The organism is Geodermatophilus sp. CPCC 205761 (genome assembly GCF_051383655.1).
GTDB lineage: Bacteria > Actinomycetota > Actinomycetes > Mycobacteriales > Geodermatophilaceae > Geodermatophilus.
This window is the reverse complement of the sequence record NZ_JALPKQ010000036.1, coordinates 24,574-43,512: the sequence shown is the minus strand read 5'-3', so window position 1 is coordinate 43,512 and position 18,939 is coordinate 24,574. Positions and strand designations below refer to the sequence as shown.

The 18,939-nt window shown below is 76.0% G+C and carries 18 protein-coding genes; 8 read left to right on the top strand and 10 right to left on the bottom strand.

Going from position 1 to position 18,939, the window contains the following annotated elements; all coding sequences use genetic code 11:
- Positions 1 to 39 precede the first annotated feature (39 nt).
- On the top strand, positions 40 to 795 hold the full coding sequence (locus tag MY526_RS19610; RefSeq protein WP_436694323.1) for a glycerophosphodiester phosphodiesterase: 756 nt from the start codon (positions 40 to 42) through the stop codon (positions 793 to 795).
- 10 nt (positions 796 to 805) lie between these two features.
- Here the strand turns inward: MY526_RS19610 and MY526_RS19605 are convergent, their stop codons facing one another.
- Positions 806 to 1,324, bottom strand: a complete 519-nt coding sequence (locus MY526_RS19605) for a TVP38/TMEM64 family protein (protein WP_436694322.1) — start codon at positions 1,322 to 1,324, stop codon at positions 806 to 808.
- Between the two features lie 36 nt (positions 1,325 to 1,360).
- Here MY526_RS19605 and MY526_RS19600 point away from each other — a divergent pair, with 36 nt between their 5' ends.
- Positions 1,361 to 1,819, top strand: a complete 459-nt coding sequence (locus tag MY526_RS19600; protein ID WP_436694321.1) for a GNAT family N-acetyltransferase — start codon at positions 1,361 to 1,363, stop codon at positions 1,817 to 1,819.
- A gap of 2 nt (positions 1,820 to 1,821) precedes the next feature.
- Here MY526_RS19600 and MY526_RS19595 read toward each other — a convergent pair whose 3' ends face one another.
- The 3 genes from MY526_RS19595 to MY526_RS19585 form a co-directional block, all read right to left on the bottom strand.
- On the bottom strand, positions 1,822 to 3,507 hold the full coding sequence (locus tag MY526_RS19595; protein WP_436694320.1) for a ribonuclease J: 1,686 nt from the start codon (positions 3,505 to 3,507) through the stop codon (positions 1,822 to 1,824).
- 46 nt (positions 3,508 to 3,553) lie between these two features.
- Positions 3,554 to 3,970 carry an SRPBCC family protein gene (locus tag MY526_RS19590; RefSeq protein ID WP_436704872.1) on the bottom strand — a complete coding sequence of 139 codons (417 nt, stop codon included), beginning with the start codon at positions 3,968 to 3,970 and terminating at the stop codon, positions 3,554 to 3,556.
- Positions 3,971 to 4,053: 83 nt separating this feature from the next.
- Positions 4,054 to 4,887: a helix-turn-helix domain-containing protein gene (locus MY526_RS19585; RefSeq protein ID WP_436704871.1), complete on the bottom strand. Its 834-nt coding sequence runs from the start codon at positions 4,885 to 4,887 to the stop codon at positions 4,054 to 4,056.
- A gap of 51 nt (positions 4,888 to 4,938) precedes the next feature.
- On the opposite strand from MY526_RS19585, the gene MY526_RS19580 reads away from it, so the two are divergent.
- The gene (locus MY526_RS19580) at positions 4,939 to 5,475 is read left to right on the top strand and encodes an N-acetyltransferase family protein (RefSeq protein WP_436694317.1); all 537 of its coding nucleotides are present in this window, start codon (positions 4,939 to 4,941) and stop codon (positions 5,473 to 5,475) included.
- A gap of 4 nt (positions 5,476 to 5,479) precedes the next feature.
- Here the strand turns inward: MY526_RS19580 and MY526_RS19575 are convergent, their stop codons facing one another.
- Positions 5,480 to 6,223: an NAD(P)H-dependent flavin oxidoreductase gene (locus MY526_RS19575; RefSeq protein ID WP_436704870.1), complete on the bottom strand. Its 744-nt coding sequence runs from the start codon at positions 6,221 to 6,223 to the stop codon at positions 5,480 to 5,482.
- Positions 6,217 to 6,432, bottom strand: a complete 216-nt coding sequence (locus tag MY526_RS19570) for a nitronate monooxygenase (RefSeq protein WP_436704869.1) — start codon at positions 6,430 to 6,432, stop codon at positions 6,217 to 6,219. The genes MY526_RS19575 and MY526_RS19570 overlap by 7 nt, the downstream gene beginning before the upstream one ends.
- A 151-nt stretch (positions 6,433 to 6,583) precedes the next feature.
- Between MY526_RS19570 and MY526_RS19565 the strand changes: the two genes are divergently transcribed.
- The gene (locus MY526_RS19565; protein ID WP_436704868.1) at positions 6,584 to 7,249 is read left to right on the top strand and encodes a hemerythrin domain-containing protein; all 666 of its coding nucleotides are present in this window, start codon (positions 6,584 to 6,586) and stop codon (positions 7,247 to 7,249) included.
- On the opposite strand, the gene MY526_RS19560 is transcribed toward MY526_RS19565, so the two are convergent.
- Positions 7,224 to 9,539, bottom strand: a complete 2,316-nt coding sequence (locus MY526_RS19560) for an ATP-binding protein (RefSeq protein ID WP_436694313.1) — start codon at positions 9,537 to 9,539, stop codon at positions 7,224 to 7,226. The two genes, MY526_RS19565 and MY526_RS19560, sit on opposite strands and share 26 nt — an antisense overlap.
- Before the next feature lie 28 nt (positions 9,540 to 9,567).
- Entirely contained in the window at positions 9,568 to 11,166 is a 1,599-nt protein-coding gene (locus MY526_RS19555; RefSeq protein ID WP_436704867.1) for an acyl-CoA synthetase, read from the bottom strand.
- Between the two features lie 141 nt (positions 11,167 to 11,307).
- Between MY526_RS19555 and icmF the strand changes: the two genes are divergently transcribed.
- Genes icmF through MY526_RS19540 form a run of 3 tightly spaced genes read left to right on the top strand, consistent with a single transcriptional unit; the run spans position 11,308 to position 15,717 of the window.
- On the top strand, positions 11,308 to 14,541 hold the full coding sequence (icmF, locus tag MY526_RS19550; RefSeq protein WP_436704866.1) for a fused isobutyryl-CoA mutase/GTPase IcmF: 3,234 nt from the start codon (positions 11,308 to 11,310) through the stop codon (positions 14,539 to 14,541).
- Between the two features lie 8 nt (positions 14,542 to 14,549).
- Entirely contained in the window at positions 14,550 to 15,323 is a 774-nt protein-coding gene (locus tag MY526_RS19545; protein ID WP_436694310.1) for a helical backbone metal receptor, read from the top strand.
- A 31-nt stretch (positions 15,324 to 15,354) separates the two neighbouring features.
- Positions 15,355 to 15,717 carry a hypothetical protein gene (locus MY526_RS19540; RefSeq protein ID WP_436694309.1) on the top strand — a complete coding sequence of 121 codons (363 nt, stop codon included), beginning with the start codon at positions 15,355 to 15,357 and terminating at the stop codon, positions 15,715 to 15,717.
- Here the strand turns inward: MY526_RS19540 and MY526_RS19535 are convergent.
- Entirely contained in the window at positions 15,702 to 17,240 is a 1,539-nt protein-coding gene (locus MY526_RS19535; protein WP_436704865.1) for an acyl-CoA synthetase, read from the bottom strand. The genes MY526_RS19540 and MY526_RS19535 overlap by 16 nt on opposite strands.
- Before the next feature lie 8 nt (positions 17,241 to 17,248).
- Complete coding sequence (locus tag MY526_RS19530; protein WP_436694307.1) at positions 17,249 to 17,701, bottom strand: MaoC family dehydratase; 453 nt, start codon at positions 17,699 to 17,701, stop codon at positions 17,249 to 17,251.
- Positions 17,702 to 17,763: 62 nt separating this feature from the next.
- On the opposite strand from MY526_RS19530, the gene MY526_RS19525 reads away from it, so the two are divergent.
- Positions 17,764 to 18,918 carry a CaiB/BaiF CoA transferase family protein gene (locus MY526_RS19525; protein WP_436694306.1) on the top strand — a complete coding sequence of 385 codons (1,155 nt, stop codon included), beginning with the start codon at positions 17,764 to 17,766 and terminating at the stop codon, positions 18,916 to 18,918.
- Positions 18,919 to 18,939: the final 21 nt, after the last annotated feature.

Genomic DNA, 18,939 nt, shown 5'->3' with positions numbered 1-18,939 from the left:
CGTCACCGGTCCGCCGCCCGGCGCCGAGAGCGTGCCGGCATGCGCGTCATCGGCCACCGCGGCACGCCCACCAGCTCCCTCAACCCCGAGAACACCCTCGACGCCGTCCGGTCCGCCCTCGAGGCCGGCGCCGACGGGATCGAGGTCGACGTCCAGGCCACCGGGGACGGCGTCCTCGTCCTCTCGCACGACCGGGACCTCGGGCGGGTGCTCGGCACCGGCCCCGGCACCGGCCCGGTGGTCTCGCGGACCCCGTTCGCCGTGCTCCGCGAACTGGAGCTGCCCGGCGGCACCGCGGTGCCCACCCTCTCCGAGGTGCTCGACGTCGCGGCCGCCGCCGGCGCGCAGGTGCTCACCGAGGTGAAGCCCGAGGCCGGCGGCGAGGACGCCCGGCGCACCGCGCGGCTGCTCGCCGCCCTGCTCACCGACCGGCGCCGGCGCCGGCCCGACGGCGACCGCGTCACCACCACGTCGTTCGACCTGACGACCGCCGCGTCGCTGGCCGGGGTGGGCACCGTCTCCGGCGCGCTCATCGTCGCCCCGCACCTCGACCCCGACCGCAGCGCGCTGCAGGCCCGGGCCCGCGGCCTGGACGACGTCCACCTCTCACCCGTCCACGTGCGCGACGACCGCGGGGTGGTGGCCCGCATCCGCGCCCTCGGCCTCCTGGTCGGCGTCGGCGTCGTCGACGACCCCGCCGAGGCGGCCGACCTCGACGGGCTCGGTGCGCACCTCGTGTGCACCGACGACCCGGCCGGGCTCGCGCGCGCCCTCGCGCCCGCCCCGGCCGCCTGAGGGTGCCGGGTCAGAGCCAGCCGAGCACCGAGGCGCCGATGCCGACGTACAGCACCGCCCCCGGCACCACCCCGACGGCGGTCCCGAGCGCGTGCGGCACCCACCGCACGCTGGACAGCCCGGCCGCGTAGCTGACCACCCAGAACGGCACCGGGCTGACCCGCGCGGTGAGCACGGCGAGGAACCCGCGGTCGCGGAACAGCCGGTCGGCCCGCGCCAGCCGGTGGCCGGCCAGCCGCGCGACGGCGTCCCGGCCCAGGTGCCGGCCCGCCGCGAACCCGCCCATGCCGCCCAGCCACCCGCCGACGACGGCCACGGCGAGCCCCGCGGGGAACCCGGCCGCGGCGCCGAGCAGCAACGACAGCGCGGTCCGCGGCACCGGGGTGCACAGCGCCAGCGCCACCCCGAGGACGACGGCGCCCCAGCCCAGCGGGCCGGCGTCGTGCAGCCAGGCCCGCAGCGTGGGGACGCCGGGCCGCTCCACCGTCAGCGCCAGGACGACGGCGAGCGCCAGCAGCCCGCCCAGCACCGCGAGCCGCCACCGGCCGCTGGCAGGCTGCCCGGCGTGCGCATCGTCCCGATCGACCCCGCCGCCGACGACGCGCTGGCCCGCGAGCTGCTCGCCGTCCAGGCGGCTGCCTACGCCGTCGAGGCGGCGCTGATCGGCGACGACCGGATCCCGCCGCTGCGCGAGGACCTCGACGGGCTCCGCGGCGCCGGCCTGGCCTGGCTGGGCGCCCTCGGCGAGGACGGGCGGCTGGCCGGGGCGCTGGGGTGGTCCGACGACGGCGCCGTCCTCGACGTCGAGCGGCTGGTCGTCGCCCCCACCGGCCTCCGCCGGGGGACCGCGACGGCCCTGGTCCGCGCGCTCCTCGGCCGGGCCGGCCCCCGCCCGGCCGTCGTCGCCACCGGACGGGACAACGTCCCCGCCCGTGCCCTCTACGAGCGGCTGGGGTTCGTCCGCACCGGCGACCGGGAGGTGCTGCCCGGACTCTGGGTCACGGCCTACCGCCACGGAGGCTGAGGTCAGGCGTCGACGACGACCGGGATGACCATCGGGTTGCGCCGGTGCGTCCGGTGCGCCCAGGTGCCGACCGCGCGGGCGATGAGCTGCTCGAGCTGCAGGGAGCCGCCCACGCCCTCCTCGGCCGCCTTGGCCAGCGCCTTCTCGATCAGCGGGACGACCTCCTCGAACATCTCCTCGTCGTGGGCGAAGCCGCGGGCGAGGAAGTCCGGCGCCTCGGCCAGCTGCCCGGTGTCGGCGTCGACGATCGCGACCACGGTGATGACGCCCTCCTGGGCGAGGGTGCGGCGGTCGCGGAGGTGCGCCTCGGTGGCGCCGCCGACCGTGGTGCCGTCGACGTAGACGTTGCCGGCGGGCACCTTGCCGGTGATCCGCACCTTGCCGTCGAGCAGGTCGACGACGACGCCGTCCTCGGCGATGACCACCCCGCGCGGGTGCACCCCCGTGCGGACCGCGATGTCGGCGTTGGCCCGCAGGTGCCGCCACTCGCCGTGCACCGGCATCACGTTGCGCGGGCGGACGACGTTGTAGCAGTAGGCGAGCTCGCCGGCGCTGGCGTGACCGGAGACGTGCACCTTGGCGTTGCCCTTGTGCACCACGTTCGCGCCCCACCGGGTCAGCTCGTTGATCACGCGGTAGACGGCGTTCTCGTTGCCCGGGATCAGCGAGCTGGCCAGCAGCACGGTGTCGCCCTCGGTGATCCGGATGACGTGGTCCCGGTTGGCCATCCGCGACAGCGCGGCCATCGGCTCGCCCTGCGACCCGGTGCAGATCAGGCACACCCGGTCGGCCGGCATCTTCTCCAGCTCCTTCATGTCCACCAGCAGCCCGGGCGGCACGGTCAGGTAGCCGAGGTCCTTGGCGATGCCCATGTTGCGCACCATCGAGCGGCCGACGAAGGCGACCTTGCGGTCGTGCGCGGCGGCGACGTCGAGGATCTGCTGGATCCGGTGCACGTGGCTGGCGAAGCTGGAGACGATGACCCGCCGCGGCGCGGTGCGGAACACCGTCTCGATGGCCGGCACCAGTTCGCCCTCCGAGGTGGTGAAGCCGGGCACCTCGGCGTTGGTCGAGTCGGTGAGGAAGAGGTCGACGCCCTCCTCGCCGAGCCGGGCGAAGGCGCGCAGGTCGGTGATCCGCCGGTCCAGCGGGAACTGGTCCATCTTGAAGTCGCCGGTGTGCAGCACCGTCCCCGCGGGCGTGCGGATCGCCACGGCCAGCGCGTCGGGGATCGAGTGGTTGACCGCCACGAACTCGCAGTCGAACGGGCCGAAGCGCAGCCGGTCGCCCTCGCTGACCTGGCGGGTCACCGGCCGGATCCGGTGCTCCTTGAGCTTGGCCTCGACGAACGCCAGCGTCAGCTTCGAGCCGACCAGCGGGATGTCGGACCGCTCCCGCAGCAGGTAGGGGACGCCGCCGATGTGGTCCTCGTGGCCGTGCGTGAGCACGATGGCGTCCACGTCGTCGAGCCGGTCCCGGATCGAGGTGAAGTCCGGGAGGATCACGTCGACGCCGGGCTGGTGCTCCTCGGGGAACAGCACGCCGCAGTCGACGACCAGCAGCCGGCCCGCGTGCTCGAAGACGGTCATGTTGCGGCCGATCTCCCCGAGGCCGCCGAGGGCCACGACCCGCAGGCCGCCCGCGGCCAGCGGTGGGGGAGTGCGGAGCTCGGGGTGTGCGTGGCTCATGCCGGACACGCTACGGCGGCGCGGTCCGGCCGACTCGGACCGCTGGTCAGCGACCGGCGCGTTCCCGGTCCAGCGCGGCGGGCTGCCGGGCGTCGGTGCGCCGGATCACCCAGCGGAGCAGCGGCCCGATCGCGGCCCACGCCCCCCGGATCCGGACGTCGGCGTCGAGGGTCAGCCGGGCGCCGGTGCCGGCCGGCTCCACGCGGTAGGTGTAGTCCGCGGTGACGCCGCCCTGCTGCGACCGCACGGTGACCGACCGGCCGGGGTCGACGGCGGTGATCTCGGCGGCCCGGTCCTTGCCCCGGGTGGTGAACCGCAGCCGGGTGCCGGCCGCCGTCGGGCCCTCGGCGGTGACCCGGTCGACGCCGAGCCAGCCGGCGGCGCGGTCCCAGTCGGTGAGCAGCCGCCAGACCTCCTCGGCGGGTCGGTCGATGGCGTGGGTCGCGGTGAACGCGCGGGTCATGCCGGGCCTCCTGGTTCGCGGAGCGCCCACCCTTCCCCGCCCGGCCGGCGCGGTCTTGGACGGATTGCACACGCTGCGGCGGCTCACCCGGCCTCGGGGACGAAGCCGGGGGCCTCCTCGCCGGGCTCGAGGAACCGCCGCTGGGCGGCCACGTAGGCCGACGGCGGGACGCCGGTGTGGCGGACGACGTCGCGGATCAGGTGCGCCTGGTCGTACCAGCCGAGCTCGGCGGCCATCCGGGTCCAGGCCACGCGGTCCCGGACGTCGACCCGCTCGAGCAGCCGGCGGACCCGCAGCACCCGGGCCAGGGTGCGGGGGCTCAGTCCGACCACGCGGGTGAACTCCCGGTCCAGGTGGCCGTGCGAGATGCCCAGGTCCGCGGCGAGGTCGCCGACCGGACGCGCCGGGTCGGCCTCCAAGGCCGCGACGGCGGCGGCGACCCGGTCCAGCCCGCGGTCGGACTCGTCCAGCCCGGCCGCCAGCACGGCCTCGGTCCGGTCCAGCGCCTCGCCGCCCTCGGCTCCGGCCGCCAGCAGGTCGGCGCGCAGCGCACGGCCGGCCGGCCACAGTGCCGGCAGGTCGGCCACCCGGCCGCGGAGCGGGGCGGGGTCCAGCCCGAGGACCGCCCGGCACCCGATCGGCGTCGTGACGATACCCACGCAGTGGGTGCCCGCGGTGGGCTCGTTGAGGACCGGCCGGTCGTGCGGCCCGATGAGGAAGCCGGTGACCGCGAGGAACTCGGGCCCGCCGTCGGGGGTCTGCCGGATCGGCGGGCCGAGCACGATGCCGGCGACCGTCGACCCGGTGGGCGCGATCCGCTCCCGGCGGTACGGGATCTGCCCCCGGGCGTGCCACAGCGACTCGACGTACCGGCCGAGCCGGCCCCCGGGGCGCCGCTCGGTGAACGCGAAGTCCACCCGCCGAGCCTACGGTCGAGCCGCCGCGGCGGAACCCGCTTGGATGGCGGGGTGAGCACGAGATGGCTGGTCAGGGACGCGACCCCGGAGGACGGGGCGCGCTGCGCGGAGGTCTACGCCCCCTACGTCACCGGCACCACGATCTCGTTCGAGACCGAGCCCCCGACGCCGGCAGCGATGGCCGGGCGGATCGAGGCTGCCCTCGGCACGCACGCCTGGGTGGTGCTCGAGGACGCCGGTCGGGTGGCCGGCTACGCCTACGGCGCGCCGTTCATGACGAGGGCGGCCTACCGGTGGTCGACGTCGGTGAGCGTCTACACCGAGGCCGGCACCCGCCGCCCCGGCGCCGGCCGGGCCCTCTACACCGCGCTGTTCGACCGGCTGGCCGCGCGCGGCTACCGGATGGCCTTCGCCGGCGTCGTCCTCCCCAACCCGGCCAGCGAGCGGCTGCACCGGGCGGTGGGCTTCGAGCCGGTGGGGACCTACCGCCGGGCGGGCTGGAAGCACGGCCGGTGGCACGACGTCGCCTGGAGCCAGCGGCCGCTCGGCGACCCCGACGACGACGGCCCGCCGGCGCCCCTGCGCTGACCGATCACCGCGGGAGGGCGGCGGCCAGGTCGGCGACGACCTCGCGGGCCGGCCGGACGCCCGTCACCGAGCCCACGCCCTCGCCGGCGTAGAGGGCCATCGCGTCGACCGAGCCGGACACCGCGGCGACCGGGGGCATGCCCGCGCCCCGGGGGAGCGGCAGCTCCCCGCCGGCGATCGTCAGCGTGCCGACGACGTCCCCGTCGAAGGAGGCCACCCGGTCCACGGCGGCGCGCAGCACCCGGGCACGCGGGCTGGTGGCGCACAGCGGGCACTCCGTGGCGAACGCCCCGGTGACCACGGTCGAGCCGGAGGAGGCGTCCACCACCGCCCGTTTGTAGTCCGGGTGGGCCGCGGACTCCTCGGTCGCGACGAAGAGGGTGCCGATCCGCGCGCCGTCCGCCCCGTCGGCCAGCACCGCTGCCAGCGCCGGCCCCGAGGCGATGCCGCCGGCGGCCAGCACGGGCACGTCGACCGCCGCGAGCACCTCGGCCAGCAACGGCCGCAGCGGGCGCGACCCGCGCACGTGCCCGCCCGCCTCGGTCCCCTGCACGGTCACCACGTCGCTGCCGGCGTCCGTGGCGGCGCGGGCTTCCTCGACCGAGCCGACCTGCCAGCCGACGAGGGCACCGCCCCGGTGCGCCAGCTCGACCAGGTCCGGCCGCGGGTCCAGCCAGAAGAAGTCGACCAGCCGGACCCGCTCGGCGGCGGCCGCGACCACGTCCTCGTCGACGTCCGCGGTCAGCACGTTGACCGCGAGCACCCCGGCGGTGGCCCGGCGCGCCTCGTCGATGCCCGGACCACCTGGTCCGCCGTCATCCGCAGGGACGAGAGCGTGCCCACCCCGCCGGCCTCGGCGACCGCCGCGGCGAGGGCCGGCGGGGACACCGCTCCCATGGGGGCCTGCTGCACCGGGACGGAGCAGCCGGTGAGCTCGGTGAATCGGGTGGTGGCCATGGCGTCTCCTCGCGCGCTGCCTCCGGCCGACGGTCGCGCCGCCGCGGAGCCCCGTCAAGGGGCCTCCGCTCCGCCGCCGGCGCGGAGTGTGGGGGCAGCGTGGCGGTCGTGTGGGTGCCGGACGCCGGCGCGCGGCGACAGGCTCGTCGCCATGACCGAGACCTCCTCCCGCCCCCTCACCGACGTCTCCGACATGGTGGTCGTGCACCGCGTCTTCCGCCGCGAGTTCCGGCTGATCCCCGAGCTGGCCCGCGCCGTGGCCCCGGGCGACACCGCCCGCGCCCGCGTCCTCGCCGGGCACGCCCGCATGGTCCTCACCGGGCTGCACCTGCACCACACCAGCGAGGACGAGCTGCTCTGGCCCAAGCTGCTCGAGCGCGCCGCCCCCGACGCCGCGCTGGTGCACCGCATGGAGGACCAGCACTCCCGGGTCGAGCAGGCCATCGAGCGGCTCGGCCCCGCGCTGGACCGCTGGGAGGCCGAGGCCCGGCCGGCCGTCACCGAGGAGGTCGCCGCCGGCTTCGACACCCTCCGCGCGGCGCTCATCGAGCACCTCGACGAGGAGGAGCGCGAGATCCTGCCCCTCGCCGCGCGCCACGTCACCCAGGCCGAGTGGTCGCAGCTCGGCGAGCACGGTGTCGCGGACATGCGGCCGAGGGACCTGCCGATCATGTTCGGCGCGGTGGTCGAGGAGGCCACGCCCGAGGAGCGGCGGGCGATCCTCGCCGTCCTCCCGGCGCCGGTCCGGTTCCTGCTGCGGACGGTGTTCGCGCGCCGGTACCGGCGCTACGTCAGCCGGGTGCGGAACGGGCGGTGAGCTGCGCGGCGAGCCCGGGGACGTCGGCCGGCCGCAGGCCGCGCCCGCGTTCCCAGGCCCGCCGGAACGCCTCCTCGCCCAGCGCCGTCCGCACCTCGGGCAGGTGCCGGGCCAGGCTCTCCAGGTCCGGGGGGAAGGACACGGCCACCGAGGCCGCCTCCGCCGTCGCCGACCCGGCCGCGAACAGCTCCGCCGCCAGCTCCGGCCGCCCCCGCCGCGCGGCGAGCACCGCCAGCCCCGGCACCGTGTAGGCCATCGTCCAGGTCGTGCCGACCGCCGCGGCCAGCTCCGCGGCCTCGGTCCACTCGCGCAGAGCGGCACCGTCGTCGCCGCGGGCCAGGGCGAGGCTCGCCCGCACGTTGAGCACCGTCGCCAGCGTGAACGGCCCGCTGGCCGCGCGCGCGATCCGCTCCGCCTCGGCCAGCCCCGTCGCCGCACCGGGGAGGTCGCCGGCGCGGAACAGCAGCTGCGCCTGCGCCGTGGCCGCGTGCGCCAGCGCCCACGCGTGCTCCGTCGCCTCGCCCAGGCGCCGGGCGGCGGCCAGCAGCGGCGCCGCCTCCTCGAAGGACCCGAGGAAGACCGCGGCCGACCCCGCCAGCACCAGCGCCTCGGCCCGCACCGCGTCGTCCCCGGCCTGCTCCGCCGCGGCGGCCGCCCGGACGGCTGCCGACGCCGTGGCGCCGACGTCCCCCGACGCGAGGCTCAGCCCGGCGATCGCCACGTGCAGGGCGGCCCGCTCGCCGGGCGAGAGGGTGTCCTCCTCGACGCGCTGCGCCCACGCCAGCCCCTCGGCGGTGGTGCCGCGCAGCGCCCAGTAGAGCCAGGTGTCCGCCGCGAGCCCGGCCGCCGCGCCGTGCCGGCCGGCCGCGACCAGCCGGGCCAGCGCCGCGCCGAGGTTGCCGTGCTCGAGCTGCAGCCGGTCCAGCCACTCCGGCTGCTCCCGGCCGCGCAGTCCCCGGCGGGCACCGGAGGCGAGCGCGCGGACGAGGTCGGCGGCCCGGTCGGCGACCGCGTCGGCCTCCCCGGCGTCGCCCAGGCGGACGGCGGCGTACTGGCGGACCGGCTCCAGCAGGCGGTAGCGGCCGGCCGGCTCGTCCGAGGCGACCACCAGCGACTGCTCGACCAGGCCGGCCAGGGCGGGCAGCACGTCGACGTCCGCGCCCGCCACCTCCTGGACCGCCTCCAGCGCGAAGCCCCCCGCGAACACCGAGAGCCGGCGCAGCAGCACCTGCTCCTCGGCGGTCAGCAGCTCGTGGCTCCAGTCGAGGGTCGCCCCGATCGTCCGCTGCCGCTCCGGCAGGTCGCGGCTGCGCGGGGAGGCGACCGCCTGGTCGAGCCGGGCCAGCAGCGCGGCGGGGGAGAGGAAGCGGGCGTGCGCGGCGGCCAGCTCCAGGGCGAGCGGGAGGCCGTCCAGCCGGCGGCAGATCGCCGCGACGTCGGGCGCCGTGGCCTCGGTGAGCGCGACGGCCCGGCCGGCCGCCCGGGCACGGTCGAGGAACACCCGGGCCGCCGGTGAGGCGGAGACGGCCTCGACGTCGGACCGCGCGGGCACGGCGAGCGGCTCGAGCGGGACCTCGAGCTCGGCCCGCACCCGGAGCGCGGCCCGGCTGGTGGCCAGCACCACCAGCCCGGGGCAGCGGGCGACCAGCGCGGCCACGTCGCCGGCGGCCGGGAGCAGGTGCTCGAGGTTGTCGAGCACCACGAGCTGCCGGCGCCCGCCGAGCTGGGCGGCCATCGTGTCGAGCAGCGGGGCACCGCCCGCCCGGACGCCGAGCGCCCGGGCGACCGTCGCCAGCACCAGCCGCGCGTCGCGCAGCGGGGCGAGCTCGACGACGGTGCCGCCGCCGGGGAAGTCGCCGGCCAGGGCCCGCGCGACGTCGAGGGCGAGGCTGGTCTTCCCGACGCCGCCCGGCCCGGTGAGGGTGAGCAGCCGGGTGGCGCCCGACCGCAGCAGCGCGACCACCTCGTCCCGCTCGGCCGACCGGCCGATCAGCGGCGCCGGCGGGTGGGGCAGCGGGGCGGGTTCGGGCGGAGCCGCCGGGGCCCCGGGGCCGGGCTGTTCCGGGCGGGCGGCCGCAGCCAGCGCGTCCCGCTCCGCGGGGTCGAGGTCCAGCGCGTCGGCGAGGGCCCGGACGGTGTGCGGGTAGGGCCGCCGCCGCTCGCCGCGTTCCAGCGCGCTCACGGCCTTGGCGGTGAGGCCGGACCGCGCCGCGAGCTCCTCCTGGCTCAGCGCCGCGCGCCCGCGGAACCGGCGCAGGAGCCCGGCGAACCCACCCGCGTCGGCGCCCACCGGCCGGAAGGTAGCAGCGGGGCAGGTGTCAGTCCCGGGCCAGATCGGCGTGCTGCTGGCGCAGCTCCCGCTTGAGGATCTTGCCGCTGGGGTTCTTGGGCAGCGCCTCGGAGAGGACGACGTACTTCGGCCGCTTGTAGCCGGCCAGCCGGTCGCGGGTGTGCGCCTGCACGTCCTCGGTGGTCAGCGTCGCCCCGGGCTTCGGGACGACGACGGCGGTCACCGCCTCGACCCAGTACGGGTGGCTGATGCCGAAGACCGCGACCTCGGCGACGCCGTCGAGCTCGTAGATGGCCTCCTCGATCTCCCGGCTGGCCACGTTCTCCCCGCCGGTCTTGATCATGTCCTTCTTGCGGTCGACCACCGACAGGTAGCCGTCCTCGGTCATGACGCCGAGGTCGCCGGAGTGGAACCACCCGCCGCGGAAGGCCTCGGCGGTCTTCTCCTCGTCCGCGTAGTACCCGAGCGTGGCCTGGGGGCTGCGGTGCACGATCTCGCCGACCTGGCCGGGCGGCACCGGGTGGCCGTCGTCGTCGACCAGCCGGGTCTCGACGTTCAGCGTGGCCCGCCCGGCCGAGCCGGCCCGCTCCAGCTGCTCGTGCGGCCGCAGGATCGTGGCCAGCGGGGCCATCTCGGTCTGGCCGTAGAAGTTCCACAGCTGCACGTCCGGCAGCCGGCGCTGCAGCTCGCGCAGCACCTCCACCGGCATCGGCGAGGCGCCGTAGTAGCCCTTGCGGAGGCTGGACAGGTCGGTGGTGTCGAAGTCGGGGTGCCGCAGCAGCGAGATCCACACCGTCGGCGGGCAGAACAGCTTGGTCACCCGCTCCCGGGCGATCGTGGCGAGGATCGTGCCGGCGTCCGGCCCCGGCAGGATGATGCTGGTCGCGCCGAGGTAGACGTCGACGGAGAAGAAGCAGTCCAGCTGCGCGCAGTGGTACATCGGCAGCGAGTGCAGCTCGACGTCGTCGGCGCTCATGCCGCCGTCGATCGCGCAGGACACGTACTGGGTGATCAGCGAGCGGGACGAGAGCAGGACGCCCTTGGGCCGCGACTCGGTGCCCGAGGTGTACATCAGCCGCAGCGGGTCGTCGTCGGCGACCGCGACGTCGGGGGCCGTGGCGGTCCCGTCGCGCCACCACCCGTCGACGTCCTCCCAGCCGGGGGCCGGCGCGGCGCCGGCCAGCGGGATCCAGCCGCGCAGCCCGCCGTCGACGCCCGCGGCGGCCATCGCCTGGTCCGCCGTCCCGGCCAGGGCGTCCTCCGCGACGATCCCGCGCGCACCGGAGTGGCCGAGGATGTAGGCGATCTCCTCCGCGCCGAGCATGAAGTTGACCGGCACGAGCACCACGCCCAGCTTGGCGGTGGCGAACGCGAGGACCGCGAACTGCCAGCAGTTGTGGCTCAGCAGCGCCAGCCGGTCGCCCGTGGCCAGGCCCCGCTCGGCCAGGGCGTGCGCCGTGCGGTTCACCGCGACGTCGAACTCCGCGTAGGTGACGCGCAGGTCGCCGGCCACCACCGCGAGCTTGTCCGGGTACCGGGCGGCGGTGCGGTGGAGGAGATCGCCGACGGCGTGCTGGCGGGCGCGGGCGACGGTGGCGGCGGTGTCGGGCAGGAACGTCGCGTCCATGACGGGCTGGCCTCCGGGCTCGGGTCCGGGCGGGGACGGCTCATCATGCCCGCGCCGGCGGGAGCGGTGGCTCCCGGACGTGGTGATCAGGGCCGGGGGCCGCGTAGAGTTACTTGGACGTCCTACTAGTTCGGGAGTGTCATGCCGACCGACCTGCACGTCCCCGTCCACCCGGTCCGGTTCGTCACCGCGGCGAGCCTGTTCGACGGGCACGACGCGGCGATCAACGTGATGCGTCGGCTGCTGCAGAGCCAGGGCGCGGAGGTCGTGCACCTCGGGCACGACCGCAGCGTGGACGCCGTGGTGCGCGCGGCGCTGGAGGAGGACGTGCAGGGGGTCGCGATCTCCTCCTACCAGGGCGGGCACGTCGAGTACTTCAGCTACCTGGTCGAGCGGCTGGCGCGGTCCGGCGCCGGTCACGTGCAGGTGTTCGGCGGCGGCGGGGGCGTGATCGTGCCCGAGGAGATCGCGCTGCTGCGGGAGCGCGGCGTCACGATCTTCTCGCCGGAGGACGGCCAGCGGCTCGGCCTGCCGGGGATGGTCAACGAGCTGATCCGCGCCTGCGACGTCGACCTGACCGCGTCGGGCCCGGACGTCGACGCGCTGCGCACCGGCGACCCGGCGGCCCTCGCCCGGGCGATCACGGTGCTGGAGGCCGGCCGCGACCCGGAGCTGGCCGCGCGGGTGCGGGAGGCGGCGGCCGGGCGGACGGTGCCGGTCCTGGGCATCACCGGCACCGGCGGCTCGGGGAAGTCCTCGCTCACCGACGAGCTGCTGCGCCGGCTGCGGCTGGACCAGGAGGACAAGCTGCGGGTCGCCGTCCTGGCGATCGACCCGACCCGGCGCCGCGGCGGCGGTGCCCTGCTCGGCGACCGGATCCGGATGAACGCACTGGAGACCGGCGACGGGTCGCACACCTTCTTCCGCTCGCTGGCCACCCGGTCCGCCGGCGCGGAGACCCCGCAGCACCTGGACGACGTGCTGTGCGCGGTCGAGGCCGCCGGGTTCGACCTGGTCGTCGTGGAGACGCCTGGCATCGGCCAGGGCGACGCCGGCATCGTGCCGTTCTCCGACGTGGCGCTGTACGTGATGACGCCGGAGTTCGGCGCCGCGTCGCAGCTGGAGAAGATCGACATGCTCGACTTCGCCGACGCCGTCGCGATCAACAAGTACGAGCGGCGCGGGGCCGAGGACGCCCGCCGCGACGTCGCCCGCCAGATGGTGCGCAACCGCGAGGCGTTCGGGCAGCCGTGGGAGGAGATGCCGGTCTTCGGCACCAGCGCCGCCCGGTTCAACGACGACGGCGTCACCGCGCTCTATCAGCACCTGCTCGGCCTGCTGGCGGACAAGGGGCTGCCGGTCGGGTCCGGGGTGCTGCCGCGGGTCGACGTCCGCACCTCCACCGGGCTGTCGTCGGTGGTGCCGTCGTCCCGGTCGCGGTACCTGGCCGAGATCGCCGAGGCGGTGCGCGGCTACCACGCGGCGACCGAGGCGCAGGCGGAGGTCGCGCGGCGGCGGCAGCACCTGCGCACCGCCGCCGACGTGCTGGACGGGGACGCCGCCGAGGCCGCCCGGACGGCGATGGCGGCGGCCGACGCCGAGTTGCTGCCCGAGGTGCGGTCGCTGCTGGAGGAGTGGCCGGCGCGCGTCGAGGACTACTCCGGCGACGAGCTGGTCTACACGGTGCGCGGGAAGGAGATCCACACGCCGCTGACCCGGCGGACCCTGTCCGGGACGGAGGTGCGGCGGGTCTCCCTGCCGCGCACCCGGGACGACGCCGAGCTGCTGGGGTTCCTGCGCCGGGAGAACCTGCCCGGGTTCTTCCCGTTCACCGCCGGGGTGTTCCCGTTCAAGCGGGCCGGCGAGGCCCCCGCGCGGATGTTCGCCGGCGAGGGCGACGCCTTCCGCACCAACCGCCGGTTCCAGCTGCTGAGCGCCGGCAACGAGGCGACCCGGCTGTCGACGGCCTTCGACTCGGTCACCCTCTACGGCCGCGACCCCGACCCGCGGCCGGACGTCTACGGCAAGGTCGGCACCTCCGGGGTCTCCATCGCCACGTTGGACGACATGGAGGTCCTGTACTCCGGCTTCGACCTGTGCTCGCCGACGACGTCGGTGTCGATGACGATCAACGGCCCCGCGCCGACGATCCTCGCGATGTTCCTCAACACCGCGATCGACCAGCGGCTGGAGGCGTTCCGCGCCGACGAGGGCCGCGAGCCCGACGCCGGCGAGGCCGAGGAGATCCGCGCCTGGGTGCTCGCCAACGTCCGGGGCACGGTGCAGGCCGACATCCTCAAGGAGGACCAGGGCCAGAACACCTGCATCTTCTCGACCGAGTTCGCGCTGCGCTGCATGGCCGACATCCAGGAGTGGTTCATCGACCACCGGGTGCGCAACTTCTACTCGGTCTCGATCTCCGGCTACCACATCGCCGAGGCCGGGGCGAACCCGATCAGCCAGCTGGCGTTCACCCTCGCCAACGGCTTCACCTACGTGGAGTCCTATCTGGCGCGGGGCATGGCGATCGACGACTTCGCGCCCAACCTGAGCTTCTTCTTCTCCAACGGCATGGACGCCGAGTACTCGGTGATCGGCCGGGTCGCCCGCCGGATCTGGGCGGTGGCGATGCGGGAGCGCTACGGCGCGAACCCGCGGTCGCAGCAGCTGAAGTACCACGTGCAGACCTCGGGCCGGTCCCTGCACGCGCAGGAGATGGACTTCAACGACATCCGGACGACGCTGCAGGCCCTCTGCGCCATCTACGACAACGCCAACAGCCTGCACACCAACGCCTACGACGAGGCCGTCACCACCCCCAGCCCGCACTCGGTCCGCCGGGCGCTGGCCATCCAGATGATCATCGACAAGGAGTGGGGGCTGGCCGGCAACGAGAACCCGCTGCAGGGCTCGTTCGTCATCGAGGAGCTCACCGACCTGGTCGAGGAGGCGGTGCTGACCGAGTTCGACCGGATCGCCGAGCGCGGCGGCGTCCTCGGCGCCATGGAGACCGGCTACCAGCGCGGCCGGATCCAGGACGAGTCGATGCTCTACGAGCACCGCAAGCACGACGGCAGTCTCCCGATCGTCGGTGTCAACACCTTCCTCGACCCGCACCGCGACGAGACCCCGCCGAAGCCGCTGGAGCTGGCCCGCGCCACCGAGGCGGAGAAGCAGTCGCAGCTGCAGCGGCTGGCGGACTTCTCCGCCCGGCACGCCGACGCGGCGCCGGCCGCGCTGGCCCGGCTGCAGCAGGTGGCGATGGAGGGCGGCAACGTGTTCGCCGAGCTGATGGACGCCGTCCGGGTGTGCTCGCTCGGCCAGATCTCCGAGGCGTTCTTCGAGGTCGGCGGCCAGTACCGGCGCAACGTCTAGGGGCAGAAATGGCCATTTCTGCCCTCCGGGACGACCTGGGGACGGCGGTCGAGCTGCCCCGGCCGCCGCGGCGGGTGGTCTCGCTGGTGCCCTCGCTCACCGAGGCGCTGGCGGCCACTGTGCCCGACCGGCTGGCCGGCGCCACCGACTGGTGCACCCACCCGGCGGACCTCGACGTGGCCCGGGTGCGCGGCACCAAGAACCCCGACCGCGCGGCGATCGAGGCCCTCGCGCCCGACCTGGTGGTCGCGAACCAGGAGGAGAACCGGCGGCTGGACGTCGACCGGCTGCGCGCGGCCGGCGTGCCGGTGTGGGTGACGGTCATCGAGTCGGTCGACGAGGCGCTGGCCTCGATGCGCCGGCTGTTCGGCGAGGTGCTCGACGTCGGGGAGCCCGCCTGGCTGACCGCCGCCGCGGCCGCCTGGGCGGACCCGGCTCCGGGAACCGGGCTCCGGGTCGCCGTCCCGGTGTGGCGGGATCCGTGGATGGTCGTCGGCGCGCGCACCTTCACCGGCGACGTGCTGGCCCGGCTCGGGCTGGTCAACGTCTTCGCCGACGCGGCCGACCGCTACCCGAAGGTGGCGGTGGAGGAGATCCGCGGTGCCGCGCCGGACGTCGTCGTCCTCCCGGACGAGCCGTACGTCTTCACCGCGGACGACGGGCCGGAGGCGTTCCCCGGCGTGCGGACGGCGCTGGTCTCCGGCCGCGACCTCACCTGGTACGGGCCGTCGCTGGCCCCCGCCCGCGCCCGCCTGCTGGCCGCGATCGGGGGACCGGGTTGACGCCGCTCCCGTCGGGCCCGAGCCTGTGCCGATGACGGTGCTGTCCCTCCCGAGCCGTGGCCGCTGGGTGTGGGACGCCCGTGACCGGACGCGGGCGGTCCGGGTCTCCGCCCATCCCGAGGTCGGGCTGCTCAACCTGAGCGTCTGGCGGGACGAGACCTGCGTGGGCACGGTCAAGCTGCGGCCGGACGAGGTGGCGAGCCTGGTGGCCGCGCTGACCGACGGGCTGGCCGAGGTGGCCGTGCACCCGCCCGCGGGGGAGGAGCCCCGGCTGGCGGCGGTGGAGGACCGGGTGACCGAGCTGGAGGCCCGCCTGGCGGCACCGGCAACGGTGGCGGCGACGGCGGCCCGGGCGCTCCGCGCGCTGAGGAGGGCCTTTCAGGACCGGGTGTAGCGGCGCCGGAGCAGGTGCTTCTGCAGCTTCCCGGTCGGCGTGCGCGGCAGCTCGTCGACCAGCTCCACGCGGGCCGGGCACTTGTAGTGGCTGAGCCGCTCGCGGGTGTAGGCCACCAGCTCCTCCGGCAGGGCGGCGGTCGCCGCACCCGGCGCGGGCTGGACCAGCGCCAGCACCGACTCGCCCATCTCCTCGTCGGGGACGCCGATCACCGCGACGTCGAGCACCGCCGGGTGCAGGGCCAGGACGTCCTCGGCCTCGCGGGGGTAGATGTTCACCCCGCCGGAGATGATCATGTTGGCCTGGCGGTCGGTGAGGTACAGGTAGCGGTCCTCGTCGAGGTACCCCATGTCGCCGACGGTCGACCAGGTCGGGTGGTCGGGGTGCTGGGCCTCCGCCGTCCGCGCCGGGTCGTTGAGGTAGGCGAAGGGCATGGTGTCGCGCTCGAAGTAGACGACGCCCACCTCGCCCGGGGGGAGGTCCCGGCCGTCGTCGCCCACGACGTGCACGGTGCCGAGGAAGCCGTCGCGGCCGACGGTGCCCGGCCGGGCGAGCCACTCCTCGCTGCTCACCATCGTGATGCCGGCGCTCTCGGTCGAGGCGTAGTACTCCTCGAGCACCGGGCCCCACCAGTCGATCATCGCGCGCTTGACCTCCGGCGGGCACGGCGCCGCGGCGTGGACGGCGACCCGCAGGCTGGACACGTCGTAGCGGGCCCGCACCTCCGCCGGCAGCTTGAGCATCCGCACGAACATCGTCGGCACCCACTGGCTGTGCGTGACGCGGTACCGCTCGATCGCGGCCAGCGCCGCCTCGGGGTCGAAGGACTCCATCATCACGACCGTCCCGCCGGTGGCCTGGACGGTGGCGACGAACCGCAGCGGCGCCGCGTGGTAGACCGGCGCGGGCGAGAGGTAGACGGTGTCCGGCCCGAACCCGTAGCGGGTGCCGAACACCGCCACGAGGCTGTCGCCGGGCTCGGTCACCTGCCGGTCGGGCAGCGGCGGGCGGATCCCCTTGGGCCGGCCGGTGGTGCCCGAGCTGTAGAGCAGGTCCGCGCCGCGCGGCTGGTCGGCCGGCGGGACGGGGTCGCCGGCGGCCACCGCGGACCGGTGGTCCGCGAAGCCCTCGATCGGCCCGCCGACGGCCAGCGCGGACGTGACCGCCGGGACGGCGGCCCGCACCTCCCGCGCCGGGGGGGCGAGCGTCGCCGCGGCGACGAGCACCCGGGCGCCGCTGTCGGCCACGACGTAGGCCGCCTCGGCCGGGGCGAGGTGCCAGTTGACCGCCGTGACGTACAGCCCGGCGCGCTGGCAGGCCCAGTAGACCTCCGAGACCTCCGGCCGGTTGTCGCTCAGCAGCGCCACGACGTCCCCCCGCCGCAGGCCCTCGGAGCGCAGCCACGACGCCAGCCGGGTGGAGCGCTCCTCCAGCTCGGCGTAGGTCAGGGTGGCTCCGGAGCCGGCCATCACCAGGGCCGGCTTGTCGGGGTCGGTGCGCGCGGTGGCGCCGGGCCAGGGCACAGCTCCTCCTAGGCGGGACGGGTGCGGACCAGGTTCATCGCCACCATGCTCAGGGCGACGACGCCGTCCTGGTTGAGCAGCTCGATGCGGGTGCGCAGCAGGCCGCGGTCGGGCTTGGACCGGGACAGCCGGGCCTCCTCGACGGTGGTCCGCAGGGTGAGCTCGTCGCCGGGGCGCACCGGGGCGGTCCAGCGCAGCTCGTCGACGCCGGGGGAGCCGAGGCTGGAGACGGGGGAGAGGTACTCGTCGGCGAACAGCCGCATCATCAGGGCGCAGGTGTGCCAGCCGCTGGCGATCAGGCCGCCGAACGGCCCGGCCGCCGCGGCCCGTGCATCGACGTGGAAGGGCTGGGGGTCGAAGCGCCGGCCGAAGTCGACGACGTCGTCCTCCTCGACCCGCAGCGGGCCGAACTCGGCGGTCGTGTCCACGACGTAGTCCTCGAACCAGCGCTCGTCGCTCACCGGCCCGAACGTAGGACGACGGCACCCGGTGCGCGACCCGGCCCGTTGCTAGCGTGGCCCGCGTGCAGCCCCCCACCGGTCCGCTCGCCGGGATCCGCGTCGTCGAGCTCGCCGGGCTCGGACCCGCCCCGTACGCGTGCATGCTGCTGGCCGAGCTCGGTGCCGACGTCGTCCGCGTGGATCGCCCCGGCGGCGGCACCGCGCTGGTGCACCCGGCCAAGGAGGCGCTGCACCGCAGCCGCCCGTCCGTCGCCGTCGACCTCAAGACCCCGGTGGGGCGCGACGTCGTCCTGCGGCTGGTCGACGCGGCCGACGTCCTGGTCGAGGGGCTGCGGCCGGGGGTCACCGAGCGGCTGGGCGTCGGCCCGGAGGACTGCTGGGCCCGCAATCCGCGGCTGGTCTACGCCCGGATGACCGGCTGGGGGCAGGACGGCCCGCTGGCCGCCCGCGCCGGCCACGACATCAACTACCTCGGGCTCACCGGCGCGCTGCACGCCATCGGGACGGCGGACAAGCCGGTCGTCCCGCTCAACATCGGCGCCGACTTCGGCGGCGGGGCGCTGTTCCTCGTCGTCGGCGTCCTCGCCGCGCTGCTCGAGCGGGGGAGCAGCGGGCGGGGGCAGGTGGTCGACGCGGCCATGGTCGACGGCGCGAGCTCGCTGGTCACGATGGTCTACGGGATGCTCGGGGCCGGCCTCTGGCAGGACCGGCGGGCGGCGAACCTGCTGGACGGCGGCGCGCCCTTCTACGACACCTACGCGTGCTCGGACGGCGGGCACGTGGCCGTCGGCGCGATCGAGCCGCAGTTCCACGCCCAGCTGCTGGCCGGGCTGGGGCTGACCGACCGGTATCCCGGCGGGCAGCTCGACGTGGCCCGGTGGCCCGAGCAGAAGGCGCTGCTCACCGAGGTCTTCGCCACCCGGACCCGGGACCAGTGGGCCGAGGTCTTCGCCGGCACCGACGCCTGCGTCACCCCCGTGCTCGGCTTGACCGAGGCGCCGGCCCACCCCCACCTGGCCGCCCGCGGGACCTTCGCCGACGTCGGGGGCGGGCCGCAGCCGGGCCCGGCCCCGCGGTTCTCCCGCACCCCCGCGGCGGTGCGCAGCGCCCCGCGCACACCCGGCCAGGACACCCGGACGGCGCTCGAGGCCTGGGGCCTGTCCGCCGACGAGGTGACCGGGCTGCTCGACTCCGGCGCGGTCGTCCAGGCCGGCTGACCGGCGCACCCACCACGCGAG